This window comes from Mangrovimonas sp. sgz306409 (assembly GCF_059735265.1).
This window is the reverse complement of the sequence record NZ_JCAPEU010000002.1, coordinates 186514-212331: the sequence shown is the minus strand read 5'-3', so window position 1 is coordinate 212331 and position 25818 is coordinate 186514. Positions and strand designations below refer to the sequence as shown.

At 39.2% G+C, this 25818-nt stretch carries 19 protein-coding genes; 8 read left to right on the top strand and 11 right to left on the bottom strand.

The annotated features are described in order from the left end of the window. Positions 1-23: 23 nt before the first annotated feature. Entirely contained in the window at positions 24-905 is an 882-nt protein-coding gene (locus tag AC6I5C_RS04325; RefSeq protein ID WP_497904092.1) for a hypothetical protein, read from the top strand. Positions 906-912: 7 nt separating this feature from the next. On the opposite strand, the gene AC6I5C_RS04320 is transcribed toward AC6I5C_RS04325, so the two are convergent. Further along, positions 913-1389, bottom strand: coding sequence for a hypothetical protein (locus tag AC6I5C_RS04320; RefSeq protein ID WP_497904091.1), 477 nt, complete (start codon positions 1387-1389; stop codon positions 913-915). 257 nt (positions 1390-1646) lie between these two features. Between AC6I5C_RS04320 and AC6I5C_RS04315 the strand changes: the two genes are divergently transcribed. Further along, on the top strand, positions 1647-2147 hold the full coding sequence (locus tag AC6I5C_RS04315) for a DUF456 domain-containing protein (RefSeq protein ID WP_497904090.1): 501 nt from the start codon (positions 1647-1649) through the stop codon (positions 2145-2147). 229 nt (positions 2148-2376) lie between these two features. Here the strand turns inward: AC6I5C_RS04315 and AC6I5C_RS04310 are convergent, their stop codons facing one another. The 3 genes from AC6I5C_RS04310 to AC6I5C_RS04300 all read right to left on the bottom strand — a co-directional run bounded on the left by AC6I5C_RS04310 (position 2377) and on the right by AC6I5C_RS04300 (position 5393). Next, positions 2377-3048, bottom strand: a complete 672-nt coding sequence (locus AC6I5C_RS04310; protein ID WP_497904089.1) for a response regulator — start codon at positions 3046-3048, stop codon at positions 2377-2379. A 4-nt stretch (positions 3049-3052) separates the two neighbouring features. After that, on the bottom strand, positions 3053-4975 hold the full coding sequence (locus AC6I5C_RS04305; RefSeq protein ID WP_497904088.1) for a tetratricopeptide repeat-containing sensor histidine kinase: 1923 nt from the start codon (positions 4973-4975) through the stop codon (positions 3053-3055). A 250-nt stretch (positions 4976-5225) separates the two neighbouring features. Then, the gene (locus tag AC6I5C_RS04300) at positions 5226-5393 is read right to left on the bottom strand and encodes a hypothetical protein (RefSeq protein WP_157503100.1); all 168 of its coding nucleotides are present in this window, start codon (positions 5391-5393) and stop codon (positions 5226-5228) included. 426 nt (positions 5394-5819) lie between these two features. On the opposite strand from AC6I5C_RS04300, the gene AC6I5C_RS04295 reads away from it, so the two are divergent. Continuing rightward, the gene (locus AC6I5C_RS04295) at positions 5820-6821 is read left to right on the top strand and encodes a glycoside hydrolase family 5 protein (RefSeq protein WP_497904087.1); all 1002 of its coding nucleotides are present in this window, start codon (positions 5820-5822) and stop codon (positions 6819-6821) included. 37 nt (positions 6822-6858) lie between these two features. Here AC6I5C_RS04295 and AC6I5C_RS04290 read toward each other — a convergent pair whose 3' ends face one another. The 7 genes from AC6I5C_RS04290 to AC6I5C_RS04260 all read right to left on the bottom strand — a co-directional run bounded on the left by AC6I5C_RS04290 (position 6859) and on the right by AC6I5C_RS04260 (position 18749). Next, positions 6859-7869, bottom strand: a complete 1011-nt coding sequence (locus tag AC6I5C_RS04290; RefSeq protein ID WP_497904086.1) for a LacI family DNA-binding transcriptional regulator — start codon at positions 7867-7869, stop codon at positions 6859-6861. A 32-nt stretch (positions 7870-7901) separates the two neighbouring features. Further along, positions 7902-9107 carry a glycoside hydrolase family 27 protein gene (locus AC6I5C_RS04285; protein ID WP_497904085.1) on the bottom strand — a complete coding sequence of 402 codons (1206 nt, stop codon included), beginning with the start codon at positions 9105-9107 and terminating at the stop codon, positions 7902-7904. An 86-nt stretch (positions 9108-9193) separates the two neighbouring features. Continuing rightward, positions 9194-11677: a glycan-binding surface protein gene (locus AC6I5C_RS04280; protein WP_497904084.1), complete on the bottom strand. Its 2484-nt coding sequence runs from the start codon at positions 11675-11677 to the stop codon at positions 9194-9196. 52 nt (positions 11678-11729) lie between these two features. Then, the gene (locus tag AC6I5C_RS04275; protein WP_497904083.1) at positions 11730-12812 is read right to left on the bottom strand and encodes a CIA30 family protein; all 1083 of its coding nucleotides are present in this window, start codon (positions 12810-12812) and stop codon (positions 11730-11732) included. A gap of 10 nt (positions 12813-12822) precedes the next feature. Then, complete coding sequence (locus AC6I5C_RS04270; protein ID WP_497904082.1) at positions 12823-14406, bottom strand: RagB/SusD family nutrient uptake outer membrane protein; 1584 nt, start codon at positions 14404-14406, stop codon at positions 12823-12825. A gap of 11 nt (positions 14407-14417) precedes the next feature. Next, entirely contained in the window at positions 14418-17519 is a 3102-nt protein-coding gene (locus tag AC6I5C_RS04265; protein WP_497904081.1) for a SusC/RagA family TonB-linked outer membrane protein, read from the bottom strand. Between the two features lie 351 nt (positions 17520-17870). Then, positions 17871-18749: an AraC family transcriptional regulator gene (locus tag AC6I5C_RS04260; RefSeq protein ID WP_076662404.1), complete on the bottom strand. Its 879-nt coding sequence runs from the start codon at positions 18747-18749 to the stop codon at positions 17871-17873. A gap of 158 nt (positions 18750-18907) precedes the next feature. Here AC6I5C_RS04260 and AC6I5C_RS04255 point away from each other — a divergent pair, with 158 nt between their 5' ends. The 5 genes from AC6I5C_RS04255 to AC6I5C_RS04235 are packed head-to-tail and all read left to right on the top strand — an operon-like array spanning position 18908 to position 25808. Beyond that, positions 18908-20038: a glycoside hydrolase family 26 protein gene (locus AC6I5C_RS04255; RefSeq protein WP_497904080.1), complete on the top strand. Its 1131-nt coding sequence runs from the start codon at positions 18908-18910 to the stop codon at positions 20036-20038. 3 nt (positions 20039-20041) lie between these two features. Beyond that, positions 20042-21880 carry a sodium:solute symporter family protein gene (locus AC6I5C_RS04250; protein WP_497904079.1) on the top strand — a complete coding sequence of 613 codons (1839 nt, stop codon included), beginning with the start codon at positions 20042-20044 and terminating at the stop codon, positions 21878-21880. Position 21881: 1 nt separating this feature from the next. Then, a complete protein-coding gene (locus AC6I5C_RS04245; protein ID WP_497904078.1) occupies positions 21882-23069 on the top strand; it encodes a glycoside hydrolase family 130 protein in 1188 nt (395 codons plus the stop codon). Further along, positions 23069-24256, top strand: coding sequence for an AGE family epimerase/isomerase (locus tag AC6I5C_RS04240; protein ID WP_497904077.1), 1188 nt, complete (start codon positions 23069-23071; stop codon positions 24254-24256). The genes AC6I5C_RS04245 and AC6I5C_RS04240 overlap by 1 nt, the downstream gene beginning before the upstream one ends. Positions 24257-24260: 4 nt before the next feature. Then, positions 24261-25808, top strand: a complete 1548-nt coding sequence (locus AC6I5C_RS04235) for a glycosyl hydrolase (protein WP_497904076.1) — start codon at positions 24261-24263, stop codon at positions 25806-25808. The last annotated feature ends 10 nt before the right edge of the window (positions 25809-25818 follow it).

Genomic DNA, 25818 nt, shown 5'->3' with positions numbered 1-25818 from the left:
CTCCAATATTAAGTATCAACCCAATGAAACAAGCACTTCTTATTATTTGTCTGTTGGTTAGCAGTCTTATTTATTCCCAAAACTCGTACACCGTTAATGGAGAAACTTTGGAACTCAAAACAGAAATTGAAGGTACACTTGATTTACTCTGGGCCATAGACAACGGTACTTACCGCTATTTTATAAGAACCACTGACAACAATATTGTTGAACTGAAAAACACCAAAAATCCAGATACCCGAAAATATCAAAACGAATACAAAACCACTCTTCAGGAAGCAACGCAAGGTTCTGGCATGTCCACAAAAAATGTGAACCTCACCCTACCTAGCCTGAAAAAATTTGTAGACAGTTATAATAGCTCGTCTGATTCGTCTTACCAATCAAAGGATATCAAAGCCCAACCAGAATTGCGCCTTGGTGTGTTTGGAGGCATTACCAATAGCCCTTTTATCTACAACCCCGAGAATTACACCTCTTCGGTTTTGGGTGCCGAATTGGAAGTAATTACAAATGCCGAAAAACAGAGACATTCTGGATTTTTGCAATTTCGACATACTTTTGAAAACAAGGATTTTGAATATCGCACTACCGAAATTTCTTTGGGATACCGCTTTAGGGCTCTTAAATTCAAAAGGCTTGACATCTATGCCGATGTGAAATTTGCAACACTAAATCTTTCAAACAGAGTCGACACCTATACCGACGAAAATAATATTGTTGTGAGTGAAAATTACAAAGAAACCATTTTTGATGCACCTTTTATTTTTGGAATTGGAGCCGATTATCGCATTTCCAACAGCAGTTACATCATGTTTGGCTTCAACAATCTTGCCGCGATAAGATTGGAAAACGGCAAGCACTTTTCTACAGATTTTACACTAGGATACAAACTTAAACTTTAGGTACTTCTTATTGAATATTCACCACAATTGGCAAGCTAAACTGCGTCGCCACTTGTTGGCTTCTTTTGATGGCGGGATATATTTTTGGCAAGGAATCGAAACTATGACGCAATAAACTATCTAACTTTGGAATTTGTTGTCCAGTCAACGGTTTATAACTGATGTCATTAATGGTGAATTGCCCCTTATTGTCTATGGTAATTTTCAGTAGAATGGTATCCGATACATCTTGTGAAACTATAATGTGTTGTTTAGACAATTGCGTAGCCACAATGTTTTGAAGCGTTTGTTCAAAACACTGTTTTTTCACATATTTCCCCGATGAGGAATCACAGGAAGCAAATGTAGGGTACTCGTCTACATCCTTCCAATTAAACGTTTGCAACTCTTCTTCCAAAAGCTCATCCGAAGACATCTTTTTTTGCTCAAAATAGTTACAGGACGATAACAAAACAACACAAAAAACTAGTAATAAGTGCTTCATTTATATATTAATGAACACGAAAAGTACAATTTTTTCAGGGATTTAAAATACAATTATACTACTTCAATCGTTTCAATAATATACAAATAAAATCAGGAATATCATCGCTTCTTAAAATCACAAGCAACACAGCTCTTAACTCTCTAAATATCAATATCAAAATTCACAAATTATTCTTCAATACACCGGATTTAAAGTTTCACAACTGTAACTTTAAGATCGTAAAGACGTCAAACAATTAAATTTTAAATTACTTCATGGACATATTTTTGATTTTTATTTCAGCTTTCTGTATGCTTCTCGGAATTTTGGGAAGCTTCCTTCCCGTACTGCCAGGACCTCTGTTAAGCTGGATAGGTTTATTATTGATTGGCATCACCAATAGCATCCCGGTAACCCAAACCTTTTTGGTGATCACTTTTATTATTGCCGTTGGCATTATGATTTTGGATTATATCATTCCTGCAGTGGGCACCAAACGATACGGAGGTAGTAAAGCGGGAATTATTGGAACCACTATCGGACTTATTGTAGGACTAATTTTTCTTGGACCATTTGGTATTATCGTCGGGCCATTTATAGGAGCCTTAATAGGAGAACTATTTAACAAAAGTTCCTTTGACACCGCCATGAAAGCGGCTTGGGGCTCCTTTTTAGGCTTTTTGGCATCTACCTTTATGAAGTTTGTAATCTCCCTTGTTTACTTAGGTCTGTTTATTGCAAAGCTCATTGACAATTGGGGAAACCTAATTTCCTAAAAACAAATAAGCCTGACGTAGGTTGTCAGGCTTAAGTTCTTTGCTATCAATTCAACAAATTACTTAGAGGGATTAATTAATTCTGTTGACTGATACAAATATATGTTAGGGTTTCTTTTTAAAACTGCGGAAAAACCTCAAACTTGATGCGGAAAAACCGTAAAACCCAGAATACGAAAGGCCTCTCGCATTTTTTGAAACCATCAAAAAGTCAAAAAAAAGTACATTTTTATAAAAATCCTTTATCACGCGCTTCCTTTAAAAGGGTTTCGTCCTTACCATCTTCCACTGAAAACAACAATTTCATTTGCTTTTTTCGCTTTTCAATGGCACTCATGGACAAGTCGATATACTCCTTTAAACTCCTGGTCTTGATTCCTTGTGATAATAAGTGTAATATCTTTCGGTTGATATCATCTATATAGATATCACTGGTCACCGATTTTTTAAGGTAGTTATTTACCGTACTACTGTAATAGGGAGGAGACACCAATATATGTTGAAAGGCCTCGGCCAATTCCATAGAAGTCAAGTCGCTTTTTATCAAAAACCCATCAGGCTCCACAGCCTTTATAATATTATGAATGCGATAAGATTCGTTAAACATGGTAAGAATGATGATCTTGGAATGCGGCATGATATCGCGAGCTATTTTTGCCAAGTCTTCACCGGAAGAAATAGCACCATCGGCCGAACTAGGCAAACTGATATCAAAAAAACAGACGTCATAAGGACGTTCTTTCGATCCCCGTTGTAACAATTCATTGGCAGTATCGCAGTTGTTTGCAGTATCAATTAAAAGTACTTGATCATCATTTTTAGTGGCCATTAAGGTGTTTTGATAGCCCTCAATAATCATTGGGTGATCGTCTACCATTAAGATATTTATCTGCTGCATCATAGTTTTAATTTATATATGGAATTTCTATTGTAATTATTGTTCCCTGATTTGGAGCTGAATCTATACTCAACTTTCCTTCAATTTCTGCCACTCTGGAATTAATATTTTTTAAGCCTATTCCCTTTCGGCTTTTGTTGACGTCAAAGCCCTTTCCATCATCCTTAAGCGACAACATAATGACATCATCTTTTAAATCTACGTTGATTTTCACCAATTGGGCTTGAGCATGCTTATAAATATTTTGAAGTGACTCCTGAATCACTCTGTAAATATTGATTTTGGTTTTATTGGGTACGTTTTCCCAATTAATATCGTCGGTATAATTAAAGGTATATTTCAATTGATAGGCATTGGCCTGTTTTTCCACAAGTTCCCCCACAATATCCATAAATCCAGAACCTGAAACGAAATCGGTGTTTAAGTCGTGTGAAATCTTCCGAATGTCCTCTTCTATTTTCTTGAGTTCTGAAATGTACCCTATCCTGCTTTTGGCTGCCTCTTTCCCTTCACTAAAGCTCAAACTATCCAGACTAAGTCTAGTGCCAAACAAACGCCCTAAAATACCGTCATGCAATTCTTCTGAAATACGCTTCTTTTCGTGGGCTCTAGCTTCTTCAACCTTATCCTGTTGTGACAACATGAGATTATAGATGTCCTCATTGGCCTTTTGCTGATCCTGCTTAAACCTCAACTCCTTATTTTTAGCCCTTTGGGTGGCGATAACATACAACAGAAAAAGCGTAAACAACAACACCAAAGACACTACAAACAACCAAAATCGCTCTCGCGAAATCCTGTGGTTTTCCTGTTCTATAAGATCGGTTTCAAATTCTATTCGCGCAAATTTGTTACGTACATTACGCTCTACATTGAGTAGACTATCGCCCAATTTAATATGTTCATTCAAATACACTTTACCTGAATCACCTTCCTTCAGTTGGGAAAGCACCATTAGAGCATCCAAATATATTTCGTTAGAAGAGGTTTCTTTACTCAATTTTCGCGCCTCATTGGCATAAACCAAAGCGGAGTCCTTTTGCTTTAATTCTACATAAAACTTTGAAATATCCAAACATACTGCCTGCTTAGTAGTTGGATCCTCCAAACTATCTGAAATTCTGTACGCCTCCTTAAACATGGCTTCCATAGAATCATAATCCGTACGTCCCGCTTCTAATTTAGTATAAGCAATGTTGTCCACGATAAGCGCATAAAAAGATGGATCGTAATCTTCATACTCCTTCTTGTAAGGCATTAGACCTTCATATAATTCCAAGGCTGTTTCAAAATCTCCCTTTTTTCTATAAACAAAAGCCTTATTATTCACAGAAATACATCTTTCAACAAAACCGTCCTCCATTCTATCTGCAATATCTATAGCACGATCATAGTGTTCAATAGATTTATCATAGTGTTGCAATTTATTGGAGACTATCCCTATCAAATTGGTAAGCATCCATTGATTTCCAAGATTATATTCACTTTTAGGTTGCTTTTCCAAAAGCTTAATAGCCTTAATAGCATTCTCCTCTCCACTCATATAATCCTTCTCTCCCACCTGTATATCAGCTATACTGGACAAAATATCAGCCTGTCCAGTCCTATCCTTCAAAGCGAGAGCATAGTCTAAAGATTTATAGAGGTAATAATAGGCGCTATCAATCTGCTTATTGTAATGATAGAAATATCCTAAATTAGAACTAGCTACTCCCATTGCAGAAGTATCCCTTAGTTTTTCAGCCAGTTTTACATTTCGTTGATTGATCTTGACATAGTCATCATATTGTTCCCTTTCAAAATACATCAAGGACAATTTCCTGTCACTGGCCAATATGGTAGAATCCACCCCCATTTGCTTGGCCATCAGCGAAGACTTTAAAGCAAAATCCAACCTTTCCTCCAAAGAGAATTCTTCATCTTGGGACATTGCCCTTAATTTAATAATGCTATCCAAAACAGAAGAATTCTTACTATCCTGAGAAAAAAATGGATGAGAGAATAGAAAGACAAAAACAAAAAGAAAGGGCCTTATCAAAATACCAATTGTTACAATCTATTCTCAAATTTAGAATAATTATTAAGAAAATGAATACAGATTTTGAACTTATGTAACAACAAAAAGCCCTTTATCAACATTTGACAAAAGGCTTTTACAAACTATACAGGGAGAAATATGTTTATCCGTTGGTTTTTAGTTTTCCTAAAGACCTCTCGTGAGCCAATAAGTTTTTATTGTTGTATTCTTTATAGGTAGGTGTATTATCGTTGCTAATATCGCTGCGTTGTCCAGATACAGTTAATACTAATACGGCTAACAATAATAATGTAATTTTTAGGGCTTTCATGATTCTTATTTTTTGGTTGAACAATAGTTAATATTTGGGTTTATTAAATTACTATTAACAACGCATCGTTAAATGCCATTGGAGGGAGGAATGGATTAACAAATACACATTTCTGTGCAAATCGTAACTAGTTGAGGGAATAAAATTTAGTTACTCAAAATAAGATTCAATGAATTAAAATCACCTCGATAAGTGTTTGGGGCTTAAAGAAGTATAGCTAAGATATAATCAAATGATGTAACGGATAAAATATACACGATAAACACATCAATTTATTCGACGAAATACATTCAAGTAATCTTAAGACTACAAATAAATGTTAATTATAGGAAATATCATAGCAGTCTTTGACAAAATAATACGTTCGCTTTTCGCGCAAAAACCCTAACTTGCTAATAGAATATTCAATATTATACATCCATAAAAATGACTATCAAACCTTTCACAATTATCGCACTGCTTTTCCTCACCCTAAACTTAAATGCCCAATCCAAAATGTCTCGCATTGCAGTTAAAGGTAATAGCTTTGTAACCGAAACAGGCGATACTATCATATTTAGAGGACTAAACACTAGTGATCCTGACAAACTAAAAAAAGATGGTTATTGGAACAAAAGTTATTTTCAGGAGATTAAAAATTGGGGGGCCAATCTAGTGAGATTCCCGGTGCATCCTCCACGATGGAACGAACGTGGACACGAGAACTACTTGAAACTTTTGGATGAAGGCATTAAATGGGCCGGAGACTTGGGGATGTACGTTATTATCGATTGGCATAGCATTGGAAATCTTAGAACCGAAATGTATCAATCGGATATTTATGATACATCTCCTAAAGAAACCTATGATTTTTGGAGGAAGATTGCCAAGCGTTATGGCAATAATCCAACAGTAGCCTTTTACGAGTTATTTAATGAGCCAACTACATACAACCATGAACTCGGCACTATTACTTGGGAGCAATGGTTTGAATTCAACAAAGAGATGATTACCATTATCCGTGCCAATGGCGGAAAAGGGATTCCCTTGGTAGCTGGATTTAATTGGGCCTACGACCTAACCCCTGTTAAAGATACACCTTTGGACGTTGAAGGCATTGCCTATGTAAGCCATCCTTATCCTCAAAAAAGAGAAAAGCCTTGGGAAAAGCAGTGGACAGCAGATTGGGGATTTGTAAAAGCCAAATATCCATTAATACTCACCGAAATCGGTTTTTGCGGCCCGGAAGATCCAGGAGCTCATCAACCCGTTATTAGCGATGAAAGCTATGGTGATGCCATAACCAATTATTGCGACGATAAAGAAATATCTTATATGATTTGGGTGTTTGACAAAGAATGGGCGCCACGGTTATTTACAGACGACAATTACACCCCATCAAGGCATGGAACCTATTTTAAAAGGAAACTTCAGAGTTACAAGTATTAAACAAGTAACCCTGAAGTTAATTTTATTTCAAAATATTCTAAGCTAGTTTTTTTGTAGAATTTCTATGGATAATTGTAGTTTCTACAACATGATGCGTTGTCTCCGTAGTCTGACCTGTTATTTTATTCAGTAACGCTTTTACAGACTCTCTTCCAATTTGCTCGGCGTGTTGGCTTACTACCGTTAAAGAAGGAATGGAATGCTCCGCCATAAGACCGTTTGTAAAACCAATGACCGATATTTGATCAGGAATCTTATAATCATTCAATCTGGCTACGTTCAAAGACAACACAGCAGAATATTCGTCGGCAGCCAAAATAGCGTCTACTTTATGGTTTTTCAAAAATTCCGTAAGTTCTCTTTCAATGGTATTATAGTTTTCTACATGAAGGATTTTTGGTTCAATTTTCAACTCATCCAAAGCTTCCAAATACCCACTTTCACGAGCTTGCCCAACACTAATAGTTGGAATAGGATTTACAAATACAATATTTCTACATCCAGTTTCATATAGAAATTTTGCTGCATTATAAGCTCCATGAAAATCATCAACAGTTACCTTATCGCATTCAATTTCATCAGAGACTCTATCAAACATAACCATAGGCAGGTTATAGTTCATACTCTTATAAAAATGCGAGTAATTCTTTGTTTTCTGGGTTTCTTCTGCCAACGACAGAATAATACCATCCACACTTCCGTTAATAAAAGTATCTATACTTTCACTTTCCTTCTTCTGAAGTTCATTGGACAAACAGATAATGATCTTGTAACCTCGCGCAGTGGCTTCCTTCTCGATACCATAAAGTACTTTACAGAAAAATTCCAGCAAGATTGCCGGAATTACCACTCCAATAGTTTTGGTCGATTTAGATTTTAAACTCTGAGCTATGTTGTTCGGGACATATCTATACGACTCCGCCAGCTCCTTAATTTTCGTCCTGGTTTCAACACTGATTTCAGGATTGTCATTTAAGGCCTTCGAAACCGTTGATACCGACACATTCAATATTTTCGCTAAATCCTTTAGCGTTATTTTTGTACCCATGGTTTAAATTTACTAAATCTTTTTATTCGTGATTATTTTTTTTCAAGTTTAATCATCAGAACATCGTGAACCCCAATTTTAGCTTTCATGCTTTTTGAAGTATCTCCCAAATTCTTGTGATTGAACAAATCTCTAATGCTATAGACATTGTGTTTTGGCTCTAACATTCTACCGTGAACATCATCTCCAATATCATGCTTGGCAAAATCAAAATCAATTTCTACCTCCTCGTTCTTCATATTGACAAAAACCATGGCCCAAGCATTGTTAGCCAAAGGTTTCAACCAAATTTCGGTACCATTTTCATTAGTAAATCGGAACCCTTGGATTCCCAATTCATCCTGATTAATAGCAACGACCTCCTTATTGGAAAGCGTTTTTATGGTTTCCTTGGAAGCACTTCTCAAATCGTTCCCCATAATTAACGGAGAGGTCATGATGCTCCACATGGCAAAATGACTTCTGTCTTCTGCATCGGTCATTCCGTTTCCAACCTCCATCATATCCAAATCATTCCAATGACCAGGGCCTGCAGCACCGCGAATGTCCTTACGCATATCAATGATTTTCCAGATTCCCCATGAAGACCAAGAACCATGTCCTACCTCACAATCCCAACAGTTGATGATATCACCTGTAACACGCCACAAATGTCCGATATCTTTAGCCCATTTCCAAGGCTCATTATCGCCCCATTCACAAATACTGAATACAACAGGCCTGCCTGCAGCCTTTAATGCGTCACGCATAGTCATATAGGCTCCTTCGGCATTTAATTTTTCTGTGTTGCACCAATCGTATTTTAAATAGTCTACATCCCAAGAGGCATAACTTCTGGCATCTTGATACTCGTACCCTCTACTTCCAGGATATCCCGCACAGGTTTGTGCCCCTGCACAATTGTACAATCCAAATTTCAAACCTTTGGAATGCACATAGTCCGCAACGGCTTTCATTCCATTTGGAAATTTCACTGGGTCTGGCACCAAATTTCCATTTTCATCGCGCTCTTTGGCCATCCAACCATCATCAAGCACAATATATTCGTAACCTGCATCCTTCAAACCAAGCTCTACAAATTTATCTGCAATATCCTTTACCAATTGCTCATTGATATTGGTCCCAAAGGTATTCCAACTGTTCCACCCCATTGGAGGTGTTTCTGCCAAACCGTCAAACTTTTGGGCTTGGATCTGTACGGTGACAAAAAGCAAAATAAGGGCAAAAATCTTTTTCATAAGTATAAATATTTTAAAAAATATTCCCTGCAAAGGTATTTTACAGGGAATAAAAAAACTAATTCAAATAAGTGTTATTAATCAATTTACTGAGCTTCAAAACGCACATTGTCTATGGCGAAATTCAACAAGACATCGGCTCCTTCGAAAGCCATTCCAAATTCCTGGTCAATCAAACTGAAATCTGGCACTCCCAGGACAGAACAAGGAATAGTGACTGTAGTCCAGCTGCCATCGGTATCAAAATCTTCTCCAGTATCGGCCCACGGCTGCCAATTATAGAAGGCATCCACTCCGTCACCATCATGAAAACGAATCCTGAACATTCCCGCTGTAAGCGGTTCAATGGTCATGATATCGAATTTCAAAACATAGTCACTGATATTGTCAGCCACAGTATTTTGTCCGTTCAATGTGGAACCGTTTCTCCAGAAAAGATCTTGCCATCCGGTACCGCCTGTTTGGAAATTGGCTCTTCCGTAGCTGGAACCGTCCAAACTAATAGCCGCATCGTTTTCGGCATTTACATTACCCCACCAAGGACCATTGGCATCCCAATCGAAGAATACCAAATCGGTATCATCTACAGGATCGACACCACCACAACCAGCAGTATCAAAACGGACATTATCTATAGCGAAGTTCAATAAGACATCGGCACCTTCAAAGGCCATTCCAAATTCTTGATCTACTAAACTAAAATCCGGAACTCCCAAAACAGATAAAGGAATTTCAATGGTTTCCCATCCATCCGTCTCTAAAGGCTCACCTGTGTCCACCCATGGCTGCCAGTTGTAAAAGGCATCCACACCATCTCCATCATGGAAACGAATTCTGAACATTCCAGCTGAAAGTGGCTCTATGGTTCTCAAATCGAATTTCAATACGTAATCATTCACGTTACTTCCAACGACATTTTGACCATTTAAAGTAGACCCGTTTCTCCAGAATAAATCCTGCCATCCAGTGCCTCCAGTTTGGAAGTTAGCCCTACCATAGCTAGACCCATCGATGCTTAGGGAAGCATCATTTTCAGCATTTACATTACCCCACCAAGGACCATTAGCATCCCAATCGAAGAATACCAATTCTGGATCCCCAACAGGACATAGGCCACTTTCTCCCGTTTCAATTCCTAGAGCACTCGTTAAGGCATCAGGAACCAAAATTCTATTTATTTCATGCACTATCCCGTTAGTAGCACCAATATTTGTATTTACGACCAAAGAAGGGATTGCAGCCTCAAAAGTTGGCAACAATCTAGGATCATCCCCACTTAAATCTACCGAAATAACATCTCCGTAAATCGTACTAATATCCCCACCATCCACAAACTCACTGGACATTAATGTTCCTACATGCAAATGGTAATTAACAATATCTGTCAATACTGCTAATTCTTCAGGAGTATCAAAATCATCTAAACTTTCAAAGTTACCTGCAATAGCAAACAAGGCCAAGAAAGCATCATTATTAGGTGCAAAAACTGTTAGTTCATCTGTAGTTAAGGTTTCAGTCAAGCCCACCATTTCAACAGCCGAAGTAAATGACGTAAACCCTCTGTCGTTGCAACGCTCTACAATATTCAAAGTTGCACTCAACACCGATTGAAATATGGAATTCGGAATCAACACTTTATTCACGCCATGTACCATACCGTTTACAGCTTGCACATCGGTCAGAACGATTTCACCATTATCATAAGAAGCATCATCGATTAAATTATCATTAATAGCGAATGTTTCTCCTTGCATCGTTGTTGGCGTAGTTCCATTCACTTCTTCACTTAATATATTCTCTCCAGCAACTACATGATACAACAGTATTTCCTGCAATATTTCTACAGGCACATCACTCAATGAAGTCCATCCAAAAGCACCGTTAAGTTGAGCCAACAAGCTTTCAAAGGCCTCATTAGTTGGCGCAAATACGGTAAATGGATAGTTTTCATTTTCAGGATCCGATTCCGACAACGCCTCTCCCAAGCCTGCCAACTCAATAGCTTCCGCCAAAGAAGAATACTCAGGGTTTGCAGCAACATGATCAACTACAGTAGGAGGCAACAACACGGCATCCACGGTATGAAGTACCCCATTAGTAGTTCCTATGTCGTAAGCACCATCAACTAGAGAAGCCACTCCATTGAACATCAATTCGGCATTGGCATTCGTGAAAAAACTCAAGTTATGACCATCTGGTCCCGTTGCCATTGTGCTCCTGTATCCAGTTGTCATTGTAGTGGTGAAATCTGGAGTCACTGTACTAATGACATGGTTGAGCAAAGCATTTTCCAATTCTTCCTCCGTCAATGAAGACGTATCGATATTTCCAAAGGCCGAGTTATTTGGGGCAAAAACGGTATAGGTAGATGTCGTTCCCAAGGTTTCATCCAAACCTGCTTGCGCCAAGGCGTCGTTCAATAACGATAAGTCTGGAGTTTCAGAAATTACTTCAGAAATACTCCTTGGATCATTCCCCAAACTAGGAAACTGGTCATCGTCGTCCTTACATGCCGTAAAGCATGCCAAGGCCACAAACAAGAACGTGTTATATATTTTGGATACTTTCATTATAATTCTTTTTAATTAATATGTTTTAGTTGATTATAATACCGACAATGAATTATAGGAATCCAAAATCATCGATATAAAAAATATACTCAGCCAATCCAGTGTTGGATGACTCTTGGAAATCCAATCTGAAAATTGTACTTGGCGCTCCGTTTGGATAGAAATCTGACAACGGAATCACCACTTTGTTCCACTCTCCTGGAATCAATTGGATAGGTTGGTGCGTTGCGGCGCCATCAAAATCATTGATTGCCAAGGTTACAGTGTCTCCAGACGCTCCAGTACCATATACCGATACGGTAATGGCATCAAACTGATTGAAAGGAATATTTGGCACCCAGAAAGTAAATCCAGACCAAGCCTCTCTAATACACTTGATAGAATATTGCCCGATAGCATGCTCTGTAGAATACAAATCATGGGTTCCGCCCCATTCTCCAACCGTCCAATCTGGATGCAGATCATCTATATAAATGGAATATGAAAATCCGTAAGAATCCGATCTGGCCACAGCGCCTCTGGTAGTTGCCAAATAAATATAGGCTTGTTCCACACCATCCGGAACTTTTACAGTAACCACTTCAGGAGTAATAGACACTATTTCTGCTTCCAACTCTACAAGGTTTCCATTTTCCTCGGAACCGCTTACAAAGGTTACCGTATCTGTATCAGTGAAATCACCTCCCATTAGGTGTACCAATTTTACACCGTCTACAGTTTCCTCTGTAAAGTCTGTAATAGTTAACAAGGAAAAATCGTATTCAACAGAACCACCCAAGGTTTCCAAACGCAAAATATTTGGCTGGTTTACATAAGGTGCTTGTTCTGGAATAGTAACAAACGCAACATTATCTGTGACCAATGCTGGATTAAATCCTGATTGATATCCGTTAAAGTATACTTTGAGCAAGCTACCTAAATAGTTTCCTCTAATAATATAAGTGCCCTCCAAAACTCCTTGAGTTACGGCAACGTCTTCCGTTACTTCACTCACACTAGTAATCACTGGTGGCTTTGAAGCATCAGGCGTGGGAGCGTCTTTAAAGTCATTTTCACAAGATGTTAACTGTAATGCTGCAATTATCATTACCATAAACCATCTTGCCTTCTGTAAGTTTATATGCATTGTTTTCATAGTCTTCTTTTTATTCAAAATCGTAAGGTACCGGTGGCTCCAATAGGGCTGGGTTATTCTCAATCTCGTTGTTTGGATATGGGAACAACAAATCATCCATTGTTGCTATATAAGTTTCCGACCAAACAGAAGGTGGATCAGTATCATTGTTATAAGTACCTCTTTCGGTATTGCTTAAGAAATTCAAAGCGAAATTTGGCCCACGTCTTACTACATCGTACCAAAATTCAGACTCATAAGCCAACTCAATTCGTCTTTCATTGAACACATCATCCAAAGTTGGATTTGGCTTATCTGCCAATCCAGCTCTACGTCTCACCTTATTGAAGGACGCAATGCCATCGGCTGTAGAGCCACCTCCGCTTAAAGCCGCTTCAGCATGAATTAACAACAACTCTCCATAACGTAAAATATAGGTGTTGTTCGGATAACTTTGCGCGGCACCACCACCGTTGGTTGCAGCATTACCTACCACATATTTTTTAACGCCAGCATTGGTTCCTTGGTGACTGATATTTTCGGAAACTGTATATCCATCATTTAAATCTGGATAATAGGCCCCTGGAGCCATAATTGTAGCATAATATCTCTCATCCAATTCCGTATCCTCATAAGCCTGCTGCAAGTCTATTGAAGGCCCTACTGCAGACCATCCATCGGAGAATCCCGTTACACCAGCTGGCGCAAACAAGGATTGCAATCCATTCCCTTCGGCCCACACTCCTGTGTTGGTCCATTGTAAGGCAATGATAGATTCTGGATTATTGTCATTTGCCGTTAGAAACAGATCGTAGTAGCTTCCTGCAGGGTCCCCATCTTCAGCATCGCCTCCATAAAGTTTAAATTCACCTGAATTAATCACTTCGCTCGCCAATTGATAAGCCATGGTATAGTTTTGCTCGTATAAATACACCTTTGCCAATAAGGCTTTAGCAGATCCGCTAGACACTTTAGCATTGGCATCATAGTTGGAACCTCTTACTTTTTCATAACAATTGTCGATGGCAAACTCCAAATCTCTTTTGATGAACTCATACACATCAGATTCTGGATTACGTGGTACCACAGGCTCCAAAACATATTCGTTATTATCAGCAATAATTGGAATAGACCCAAAAATTCTTACCAGGTAAAAATAAGCGGCAGCTCTAATTACGCGAGCTTCTCCTAAGGCATTATTAACTACATCTACCGGAACATCTGCCGCTACTTTTTCTGGCAAGGTGTTAATTACAGCATTACTTTGTGCAACCACCGCATATAAGGACTCCCAAGCTTGGGTTAAAGTTCCATGCTCACCTGTGATGGCAAAATTCATAAAGTCCCCATTTCTAGGGTCCCAAGTACGTCCGTTCCCAGAACTGATCTCTCCAATACACCAGGACACATTGGTCACAAAATTGTACCAAGGCCTTGTGTAAAGTGCATTAGTTGCTGCATTGACCTGCTCTGTAGTTTGATAAAATTCATCAACGTTATATGAATCCTCCGGTGGCCTATCCAAGAAATCTCCCGTACAGGACGACAAGCCCAACACCACCGTTAACACGGCTACAAGTTTCGTTTTAAATAGTCTGTTTGTATATGTATTCATAGCTGATGTTTTTAAAATTCTAAATTAAATCCTAGCGTAAAAATCCTTGGGGTTGGGTAACGTCCGTTGTCCACTCCCATAAGTAGCGCATTTTGGTTATACACCCCAACTTCTGGATCGTATCCCGAGTAGTTGGTGAAGGTGTAAAGGTTTTGGATCATTCCATAACATCTCAATCGGTTAATACCTACAGATTTTGTTACATCATGTGGTAAAGTATACCCAAGGGTCACGTTTTGAATTCTCAAATAAGACCCGTCTTCGATATAACGATCGGAAATATTAATGTTTGGGGTATCATTTCTAGCCAGTCTTGGAGAACTTGCATTTGGATTGTCTATTGACCAATAATCCAAAACTGAAGGCGACTGGTTGGTATGTGTTGCATTACCTGCAGTTAAGTTTCTTGCCACAGCATTAAACACATCATTTCCATAAGATCCTTGCATGAAAATGGAAAGATCTAAGTTTTTATAGTTGAATGAGTTTTGGAATCCAAATGTAAAGTCTGGGTGCGGATTACCAATCACCGTTCTATCGTTAGTATCAATCACGCCATCACCATTTACATCCTTAAACTTCAAGTCTCCTAACCAAGTAGTAGAGAATAAAGCGTCTTCAAAAGGACGTCCAAATTGTATTGGAGCCCCTTCCATATCTTCTACGGTTCTAAACATTCCTTCCACTTGGTATCCGTAAAACATCCCGATTGGCTCACCTACCTCGGTAATAGTAATAATCTGGTTGGAAGTGTTCATGGTAACCGTACCGTAAATGGTCAAATCACCCAAAAGTTCGTTCACTCTGTTTTCATACTTCGAAAACGTTAAAGAGGAATTATATGAAAAATCCCCGCTTCCAATAGTTTTATAACTTAAGGTAACATCAACCCCTTTATTTTGCATTTCCCCAAGGTTTACCCAAGGAGCTCCAATGGATCCAGGAGAATTACCACCAGTGACAAAATCAGTAACCGCCAATTGGTACAAGAAATCCTTAGATACCTTGTTGTACACTTCAACTGTTGCCCCGAAACGAGAATCAAACAATGAGAAGTCCAAACCAAAGTTGGTTTGTTGTGAAGATTCCCATTTTAAATCTTCGTTGGCAAAATTGGCAAATTCAAAACCAGTTCCCAAGCCTGTGGATATGGTATTCAATCTTGCTCCATAGGCAAAGTTTGGAATGGCCTGATTACCTACCTCTCCATAACCTCCATATAACTTGATATTTTGTATGGCATTAAAATCGTTCATAAAGTTTTCATTGGACAATCTCCAAGATCCCGAAATAGATGGGAAATACCCCCATTTTTTGCCATCCGCAAATTTTGAAGACCCATCCGCTCTTAAGGAAGCCGTTACATTGTAACGACTATCGAAGGAATAAATCACCCTTCCAAAGAAAGAAGACAAAGCGGCGCTACCTTTATATTGCTCGTTGTTATCATTGGCATCACCAGTACCCAAAATAGGCACATCGTTACTCACGAAATCCCCATCGCTTCCAATGACACCTTCCCATTTGGACTCCTGAGCTTCTTGCCCTAATAACACTGTTAAATCATGCTTGTCATTAAAACGATCATTATAAGTCACCAAGTTTTTAACAATCCAAAAATCGTTATTTTCTCTTCTTACATTCAAGGAACTCTCCCCTCCAGTAATTTCACCATATGTGAAAGTAGGCTGGAATCGGTCACTTAAATTAAAACCAAAGTCCCCACCAAATTCAGCCCTATAGGTAATTTTATTTCCTAATTGGATATCAGCAAACATATTTCCAAAAAGACGGTTACGAGTCAAAGTATTTTTAAGACTTAAGGCCTTTGCAATAGGATTCTCGTTTTTGTAGTCGTCATCAGCATCAGGACCTGCAAAAGACCCATCCGGATTATAGACCGCGGTAGCAGGGTTGTTCATTAAAGATAAGAAAACAATCCCGTTTGTCGCGTTGTTCAATGTTAATTTGTCATTGGTTCTACTGGCAGTCAAGTTAGCTCCAACCGTAATTTTGTCGGTTACTTTAGCCGATATGTTAGAGCGAATATTGATCCTGTCAAACCCAGAACCGATCACCGTTCCTTCTTGATCCAAGAATCCAGCAGACAAGAAGTAATTCATTGTATCGCTTCCTCCTGAAAAAGACAACTCGTGACTTTGCATTAAGGCATCATCAAAAATGGCACTTTGCCAATTGGTACCTTCTCCCAACAAACTTGGATTAGCAAACTCAGGCTGAAGATTCAATCCATAAATAGTCCCAATTTCATTTTGCAATCTTGCATATTGCTGCAAGTTCATAACGTCAATAAAATTGGTAGGACGCTGGATAGCCATAAAAGTATTGTACTTAAGCGATCCCTTTTTGTTTTTCCCACTTTTAGTGGTAATGATTACTACCCCATTCGCTCCTCTAGAACCGTAGATAGCGGTTGCGGAAGCATCCTTTAAAACGTTCAACGTTTCAATATCATTTGGATTCAGTGCCGCCAATGGACTTACGTCTGTAGCACCATCTCCCTGACCAATATTGTTATCGGCAATAGAACGCCCACTAGTAGCAATATTGTTGGTATCCCCAGAAATTGGCACGCCATCAATAATATACAACGGCTCACCAGATCCAGAAATGGTATTCACCCCACGAATCCTTACGGACACCGCACTACCTGGCTGACCAGAGTTGAGAGTAACGTTCACCCCAGAAGCGCGACCTTGAATCAACTGGTCCACACTCACTTGTGGCATGTTCTGGATCGCTTCCGTATCTACAGTTGCCACAGATCCACTGAGGTCCTCCTTCAATTGTGATCCATAACCAATGACCACAACTTCCTGAAGACTCTCCAAGTTTTCTTTAAGGGTAACATTCACAACAGTCCTTCCTCCTACAGGAACTTCCTGCGTCACAAATCCTAGGTAACTAAAAACTAAGGTCGCATTTTGCTTGACATTAATTGCATAGTTCCCATCAAAATCTGTAACAGCCCCAACCGTTGTGCCCTTCACCAAAATGTTCACCCCTGGCAGCGCCATCCCATTTTCATCACTGACTGTTCCAGTGACTTGAGATTGTGCAAAGGCAAATTGTCCCGCCAGAAAAAAGAACAAAAAGGCGTAACAATATTTTGTACACCTATAAATGTTTTTCAGATCAAATTTTCGCATGTTGTTAAAGTGTTAGTACAGTATATTTAAGTAATTTTAATTTTAAATGCCTTATAATTGATATTAATACAAATAATTAATGAGTTTTTTATCATATTCAAATTTAGCTCAAATGTTAAGCTACTGTTAATATTATTTTGTCATTTACCTATAAAATATTTCACCTATAGCTAAAATAATTAAGCTAAACCTACTTTAAATAGCACAAAAAGCTAACCCACAACAACTTAAACAGCAACAAGACACTAAAACAAAATCACACCATACACCTCCACTTTAACTTTCATCCCTTTCTTACAGAATCCGTTTAATACCTGAGAATTCGTTTTTATATTGACTTGGCGTACAATTTTTAAGTTTTTTGAACACCCTATTAAAATTCGCAATGTTGTTAAACCCTGAATTAAATGCGATTTCGGAAATGCTCATATCCTTCTCCAAAAGCCACATCGAGGCATAGCCAATCCTAACATCATTCACATAATCCACAAAGGTTTTCCCGGTTCTCTTTTTCATAAAACGGTTAAAAGACACATTGCTCATATTCACCAATTCCGCCACTTCCGAAAGGGAAATTTTCTTTTCAAAATTATCCTGCACAAACTCATATACAATTTTGATTTTATCACTATTCTCAAAATTGTCTCGATTCACAGTATAGGTCGACAAAAGCCTTTGATTTCTAGAGTTGGCGAGATCGTGAAGAATAGATACCAACTCCAAAAAATAGTCCATCCCATCCAATTTAGACACCTGCCCCAGACGCTCCCCAATTTCGGCAGCCGTCTTTTTGGAAAACAGGATTCCATGGATGGATCTCTCAAACATATCCTTAATGGACTTCATTATTTTTCTGGACAACAACTCCTTGTTTAAAAGGTTTTCATGAAACTGAATAGTCACCTCATGAATAGCTTCACTTTTACAATCATGAGTCAACCAACCGTGATGTAGATTAGGCCCAACCAGCACCAACTCTACATCGTCAATAACCTCTACACTATCCCCAACAACACGTTTCACCCCCTTACCATTACTGATAAAATTGAGCTCGTACTCTGGATGGAAATGAATAGGAAAATCAAAATCATTCTTGATTCTGTCAAACACTAAGAAGCTATCTTCTGGAGATAAGGGCGTAATCTCGCGATGCACCTTTTTAAGTATGTCCATTTAATTTGCAATTATATTGTAACATATTGATAAAATAATATCATGAATATGTTAGCTGTATGTTTAATTTTGAATACTGTAAATTTTACTTAACAAAAATAGATATTTTACAATTATATCGCATAAAAATATCAAATAACTAAATCGAGTCACAAAAAATGCAGATTATCATTAATAAAAATGCATTCACAAAGAAATTTGCAATTCTATTTTTAGCTCTCAACTTCGCTTGTGCACAAGCCCAACAGAAAAAAGCTCCAGAATTGCAACTTTCTGACAAAAAAGTATCAAAAAGTGTAAAAAATCTTTATCAAAAATTGGAAGCCTCTTCCAAAAAAGGCTTCGCAATAGGACACCAAGATGCTACTTCTTATGGATTAGGATGGCTTTACGAACAAAACCCTACAACCATAAAAAGTGACGTTTATGAGGTCTGTGGAGATTATCCCGCCGTTTATGGTTTTGACATAGGCCACCTTGAGCTTGGCAACGACAGAAACCTGGATTCGGTACCTTTTAAATTAATGAGAGACCTAATCATTGATGCTCATAAAAAAGGAGGTATTATTACCATAAGCTGGCATTTGGACAATCCCACTTCCGGAGGAAATTCTTGGGATAAAACATCCGCCGTTAAAGACATCATCAAAGGAGGTAACCATAGGGACACCTACGAACTTTGGGTTTCCAGAGTGGCCGATTTCATGAAATCACTTAAAACTGAAACCGAAATGGTTCCTGTCATTTTTAGACCGTTCCACGAAATGAACGGCTCTTGGTTTTGGTGGGGAGAAGGAAACTGTAGCGCCGAAGATTACAAAACGCTTTGGATAGAAACTCTTGAACTTTTGAGAGACAAACACGAAGTTCACAACCTGCTTTATGCCTATTCCCCAAACAAACTTAACCCTACAGACGATTACCTTAAATACTACCCCGGCGACAATTATGTGGACATATTGGGAATTGACATTTACGACTTTAAAAATTCGGAAGATTATATAAAATCAGTTGTGAATGATTTAAAAATCGTAAAAAATATCGCCTCACAAAAAGGAAAACTATATGCTTTTACCGAAACTGGCCTAGAAACCTTATCCTCCCCAAATTGGTTTACCGAAGTATTGTACCCAGCCATTGAAAATACTGGCATTGCATGGGTATTGTTCTGGAGGAATGCCCGAACCGACCATCATTATATGCCCTACAAGGGCCACCCTAGCGAAAATGACTTTAAAACCTTTAAAGCCCTTCCTAAAACTTTATTTTTGCAGGACATAAAAAACTAACTTATGAAATTATTGCACACCGTTGATATTATTATCATCCTATTGTATTTGGCAACCATTGTATTTATAGGGCTTTACCTTAGGAAAAGAGCACAAAAAAGTAAAGACGATTATTTATTGGGAGGAAAATCCATTCCGTGGTACATGTTGGGTCTTTCCAATGCCTCAGGAATGTTCGACATTTCAGGAACTATTTGGCTGGTAACCCTCATGTTTGTGTACGGAATTAAAAGTGCGTGGATTCCATGGCTATGGCCCGTATTCAATCAAATATTTTTAATGGTCTACCTTTCCAAATGGCTCAGACGATCCAATGCCACAACCGGTGCGGAATGGATTGGGACGCGATTTGGATTCAAAAAGGGCGCAAAACTTTCCCATATTATTGTAGTGATTTTTGCCCTTATCATGTGTTTAGGCTATCTAGCCTATGGCTTTATAGGTCTAGGAAAATTCATCGAAATTTTCATTCCATGGGAAATGGTCAGCAACTATGTGCCATTTAATGTAACCCCAGAATACGTACCACATTTCTACGGAACCATCTTCACCCTGTTCGCCGTGTTCTATTCCCTATTGGGAGGAATGTCCGGAATTGTTTGGGCCGATGTGGTGCAATTTGCCATCATGACCATTGCCGCTTTGGTTATTGGATATTTAGGATTCCAAGCCGTGGGCACCCAAGGACTCACAGTTCCAGAAGGATGGGACAGCCCGTTCTTTGGTTGGGAACTTAATTTGGACTGGAGCAATATCATCCCTGAAGTCAATCAAAAAATCAAGGAAGACGGCTTTGGGCTCTTTACTATTTTCTTTATGATGATGGTCTTCAAAGGTGTTTTGGTAAGTGTTGCTGGGCCAGCACCAACCTACGACATGCAAAAAATTCTATCCACAAAATCACCTGCCGAAGCATCTAAAATGAGTGGATTTGTATCGGTTATTTTAATGCCAATCCGTTATTTAATGATCGCTGGGTTTGCCGCTTTAGCCTTGATCTACTACGAAAAACTGAACTTGGAAAATGCCGCTGGAAATATCGATTTTGAATTGATCCTACCAACAGCCATCATGCAATTTGTACCTGTTGGCCTACTTGGACTTTTATTAGCAGGATTGATTGCCGCCTTTATGTCCACTTTCGCAGGAACTTTGAATGCCGCGCAAGCCTATTTGGTAAATGATATCTACCTAAAATACAAGGCCCCAAATGCCAGCACCAACCAAATTAAAAACATGAACTACATTACTGGTATATTGGTAGTGCTTATCAGTATTGTTTTGGGCTTCTTCGCTAAAGATGTTAATTCTGTACTGCAATGGATTGTTTCTGTACTTTACGGAAGTTATGTAGGTGCCAACATCCTAAAATGGTACTGGTGGCGCTTTAATGGAGAAGGCTTTTTCTGGGGAATGGCCGCAGGTTTGTTATCCGCCGCCATCTTTCCAGAACTGTTCCCAAATGTTTTAGGCCTTTACCTATTCCCTCTCCTATTAATCATTTCTTTGATAGGGTGTATAATAGGCACCTATTCCGCACCTCCAACCGATGAGGAAGTATTGAAAACTTTCTACAAAAACGTACGCCCGTGGGGATTCTGGAAACCAATTCACGATAAACTGGAAGCCGAAACTCCTGGATTCAAAAAAAATACAGACTTTGGAAGAGACATGTTCAATGTGCTTATTGGTACCATTGCCCAAACGGTTTTGGTAATCCTTCCAATGTATCTCATTTTCAGACAGACATTACCAATATACATTTCAATAGCCATTTTGATTGTTTGTGTGTTCCTATTGAAAAAATATTGGTGGAATAATTTAGAAGAAAAATTAGACTAAGATGATGCAAAACGATGTTTACCCTGTTGGCCCCAAACTTCAAAAAGTTAAGGAAGAATTTGACGCATTGATCGCTCAAAAAAACGAGGCTATTTTCAGCCCTAACGGAATATACAACCGCTATAAAAACCCTATTGTAACAGCTGCCCATGTGCCACTACATTGGCGATTCGATTTAAACGAAACTACCAATCCAAATGCTTTGGAACGCATTGGCTTTAATGCCACCTTTAATGCAGGCGCCATCAAATGGAAGGACAAATACGTGTTATGTGTAAGGGTTGAAGGAAATGACAGAAAGTCCTTTTTTGCCATGGCCGAAAGCGACAACGGGATTGACAACTTTCAATTTTGGGACCAACCTTGTGTGATTCCTCAAATTGAAGGCAATCCAGATACCAACGTCTACGACATGCGCTTGACCCAGCACGAGGACGGCTGGATCTACGGCATCTTTTGTACCGAACGCAAAGACCCTGATGCCCCTGCTGGAGATACCAGTGCAGCAGTAGCCAATGCAGGAATTGTCCGCACCAAAGATTTAATGACTTGGGAACGTCTGCCCGACCTTATTTCCAATACGGGGCAACAGCGCAATGTGGTAATGCACCCAGAATTTATCAATGGCAAATATGCCCTTTACACCCGACCTCAAGACGGTTTCATCAGTGTTGGAAGTGGCGGAGGGATTGGCCTGGGCTTCATTGAAGACATGAACAACCCCGTTGTAGAAAATGAAACCATCATCAACAATAAAGAATACCATACCGTTTACGAATTGAAAAATGGTTTGGGACCAGCCCCAATCAAAACCGACAAAGGATGGCTACACTTGGCTCACGGTGTTCGTAACACTGCAGCTGGATTGCGCTATACCTTGTACATGTTCATGACAGATTTGAATGATATTTCCAAGGTAACGCATCAACCCGCTGGTCATTTTATGGGACCTATCGGCAACGAGCGCGTAGGCGACGTTTCCAACGTTTTGTTTGTAAATGGATGGATTGAAGACACAGATGGAACGGTTTATATCTACTATGCTTCTTCAGATACCAGAATGCATGTGGCCACTTCTACCGTTGACAAATTGGTCGATTATGTTACCAACACTCCCGAAGACACCTTTATTTCGGAAGGATCTGTGCAAAACATCATTGACCTCATCAATAAAAACAAGGCATTATAATGCTTGAGGCATATAAAAATTTACAACAGGTGCTTGCTGCTGAACTGAAACAAATTCTCAATTATTGGGTAGGGAATACGCTCGATATGGAATTTGGCGGTTTCGTTGGAACAAGAAATCATTTCAATGAGTTAGTCCCATTAGCTTCCAAAGGAATTATTTTGAACACGCGCATTTTATGGTCATTTTCAGCAGCCTCCAATCATTTAAAAACAGACACTTACAAAGACATTTGCGATAGAGCCTTTACATACCTAAACGACTATTTTAGGGATACAATTCATAAAGGTTTGTTTTGGGAACTCGATTATACGGGAGCTCCCATCAACAAACGTAAACAGGTATACGCACAAGCATTTGGGATTTATGCGCTATCTGAATATTATGTATTAACCGGTGATGAAGCTGCCAAACAATGGGCTATTGAATTGTTTCATCTTTTGGAAACCCACGCCAAGGATACCAAGCGCAAGGGCTATTTAGAAGCTTTTAATGAAGATTGGACTCCTATTAAAGACATGCGTTTGAGCGAAAAAGATATGAATGCCGCCAAAACCATGAACACCCACCTTCATGTTTTGGAAGCCTACACTTCATTACTAAAAATTTATGACCACCCAAGCTTAAGGGCTTCGCTTCACGAGCTCATAACTTTATTCAATGACACCTTCTTAAACAAAACCAATCACTACGATTTATTTTTTGATGAAGAGTGGAATCTCTTGAGTAACACAATTTCCTATGGTCACGATATAGAAACTGCTTGGCTGGTGATTGAAGCCGCCAAAGCACTTGGAGATGACGCACTGATTAAAGAATGTGAAGCCATTGCTATTCAAGTAGCGGATGCTTTTCTTTTCGAAGGTATTGACAAAGAAGGCGCGGTTATCAATGAGAAGAACCTTAACAGCAACCATATTGACCATGACCGTCACTGGTGGCCACAGGTAGAAGCTTTGGTTGGCCTCAATTATGCTTATCATATAAGCAAAGACCAAAAATACCTTTCGGCTTCCCTGCCTATTTGGGAGTTCACCAAAACCTATTTGATAGACCACAAAAATGGAGAGTGGCATTTTAGGGTTGATGACAAAGGAACACCTTATGAAAACGAGAACAAAGTTAGCATGTGGAAGGCACCATACCACACATCGCGCGCCTGCATCATGTTGAGTCCAAAACCATAACACCATGAAAACACTTGCCAAATTAGCAATGCTAACCACTATCTTTTGGACGCTGTTCAATTGTTCAAGCGATAGCGACTCCGATGGAGATGGAGATACTCTTCCAAAGGTGAGTATTGCCGCTACAAACAGCACCGCAGAGGAACCTGGCGCCAACAGTTCTTTCAAACTAACGCTTACAGGAGCCTCCAGTTCCGCCACCACGGTCACATTAAGCATCACCGGAAGCGCGACCAACGGAGAAGATTATCAAGCCATTTCCAACACGGCCACCATCCCAGCAAACACTACAAGTTTCACCATCCCTTTAACCATAATCGACGATCTCGAAACCGAAGGAGTCGAAACCGTAGAGATTGAAATTATAGAGGTGAGCAGTAATGCAATCATTGGCAGCCCAAATTCGGCCACGATCACTATTTCGGAAATTCCAGAAGACTTTATTTTACAGGCAGAGGACACCCCAAATTACATGGTCAACCCAAACGCCTCTGCCGAAACTGTAGCCTTGTTCTACAACCTAAAGACATTATCCAGAACCAAATTCATCGTTGGACAACAAGACGCTTTTAGCAGTTTTTACAATAACAATTCTGGGGATTCGGATATTAAGAAAACTACAGGAAGTGACCCCGGTTTAATTGGATTGGATTTTATGTTTATTACAGACGACCAAAATGATGGTTCCTCTGGAAATTGGTTTTACCAACAAGAACAGCAAATAACTTCACACGCCATTGAAGCCTACAACAAAGGCATGGTGACTTCGTTTAGCTGGCATTTAAGAGAACCTTATGAAGGCAACCATTTCTACACTAGTGAAATGACCGAATTCCAAAAAAACAACGCCTTTAAAAGCATCCTTCCCGGAGGCGCAAATCATGACTATTATAAGGAAAAACTTAACAAAGTAGCCGAAGTGGCCAATAATATGATTGGTTCAGACGGAAAGAAAGTCCCATTTATCTTTAGGCCTTTCCACGAATTTGACGGCAATTGGTTTTGGTGGGGAGAAGCCTATTGCACGGCCCAAGAGTTTAAAACGGCATGGCAGTTCACCGTCACTTATCTTAAGGACACTTTAAATGTGGACAACATTTTATTCGCCTTTTCTCCAGATAATCAATTTAATTCTTCCGTAGAATATCTGTCTAGATATCCTGGCGATGCTTATGTTGATATCTTAGGAATGGACAACTATGGCGATTTTAACAATCAAGGGCAAAGTGGTGTGACCGCTGCCAACAACAAGCTTAAAATCGTTTCGGATTTGGCTAAGGAGAAGGTAAAAATTGCCGCCCTCACGGAAACCGGCTATTTTGTAACCCCTGGAGAAAACAATCCTATTTCCAACTTCTATTCCATAAATCTGTACAACGCCATTTCCGAAAACAACAACCATGTTGCGTATATGATGTTTTGGAGCAACAGCGAAAATACGTATTGCACCCCTGTGCCTGGACAATCGGACGTGACAGATTTTATAGAATTTACAGACAAACCTAAATCTACGCTGGAAAACGAACTTCCAGACATGTATTTATTACCATAACCATTAAACA

Excerpts from the sequence above, each read along its gene's own strand:
- AC6I5C_RS04285 (WP_497904085.1), bottom strand. The coding sequence starts at position 9,107 with ATGAAAAAGATTTTTGCCCTTATTTTGCTTTTTGTCACCGTACAGATC.
- AC6I5C_RS04290 (WP_497904086.1), bottom strand. The coding sequence starts at position 7,869 with ATGGGTACAAAAATAACGCTAAAGGATTTAGCGAAAATATTGAATGTG.
- AC6I5C_RS04270 (WP_497904082.1), bottom strand. The coding sequence starts at position 14,406 with ATGAATACATATACAAACAGACTATTTAAAACGAAACTTGTAGCCGTG.
- AC6I5C_RS04325 (WP_497904092.1), top strand. The coding sequence starts at position 24 with ATGAAACAAGCACTTCTTATTATTTGTCTGTTGGTTAGCAGTCTTATT.
- AC6I5C_RS04305 (WP_497904088.1), bottom strand. The coding sequence starts at position 4,975 with ATGTCCCAAGATGAAGAATTCTCTTTGGAGGAAAGGTTGGATTTTGCT.
- AC6I5C_RS04315 (WP_497904090.1), top strand. The coding sequence starts at position 1,647 with ATGGACATATTTTTGATTTTTATTTCAGCTTTCTGTATGCTTCTCGGA.
- AC6I5C_RS04300 (WP_157503100.1), bottom strand. The coding sequence starts at position 5,393 with ATGAAAGCCCTAAAAATTACATTATTATTGTTAGCCGTATTAGTATTA.
- AC6I5C_RS04310 (WP_497904089.1), bottom strand. The coding sequence starts at position 3,048 with ATGATGCAGCAGATAAATATCTTAATGGTAGACGATCACCCAATGATT.
- AC6I5C_RS04250 (WP_497904079.1), top strand. The coding sequence starts at position 20,042 with ATGAAATTATTGCACACCGTTGATATTATTATCATCCTATTGTATTTG.
- AC6I5C_RS04295 (WP_497904087.1), top strand. The coding sequence starts at position 5,820 with ATGACTATCAAACCTTTCACAATTATCGCACTGCTTTTCCTCACCCTA.
- AC6I5C_RS04255 (WP_497904080.1), top strand. The coding sequence starts at position 18,908 with ATGCAGATTATCATTAATAAAAATGCATTCACAAAGAAATTTGCAATT.
- AC6I5C_RS04260 (WP_076662404.1), bottom strand. The coding sequence starts at position 18,749 with ATGGACATACTTAAAAAGGTGCATCGCGAGATTACGCCCTTATCTCCA.
- AC6I5C_RS04240 (WP_497904077.1), top strand. The coding sequence starts at position 23,069 with ATGCTTGAGGCATATAAAAATTTACAACAGGTGCTTGCTGCTGAACTG.
- AC6I5C_RS04320 (WP_497904091.1), bottom strand. The coding sequence starts at position 1,389 with ATGAAGCACTTATTACTAGTTTTTTGTGTTGTTTTGTTATCGTCCTGT.
- AC6I5C_RS04280 (WP_497904084.1), bottom strand. The coding sequence starts at position 11,677 with ATGAAAGTATCCAAAATATATAACACGTTCTTGTTTGTGGCCTTGGCA.
- AC6I5C_RS04275 (WP_497904083.1), bottom strand. The coding sequence starts at position 12,812 with ATGAAAACAATGCATATAAACTTACAGAAGGCAAGATGGTTTATGGTA.
- AC6I5C_RS04245 (WP_497904078.1), top strand. The coding sequence starts at position 21,882 with ATGATGCAAAACGATGTTTACCCTGTTGGCCCCAAACTTCAAAAAGTT.
- AC6I5C_RS04235 (WP_497904076.1), top strand. The coding sequence starts at position 24,261 with ATGAAAACACTTGCCAAATTAGCAATGCTAACCACTATCTTTTGGACG.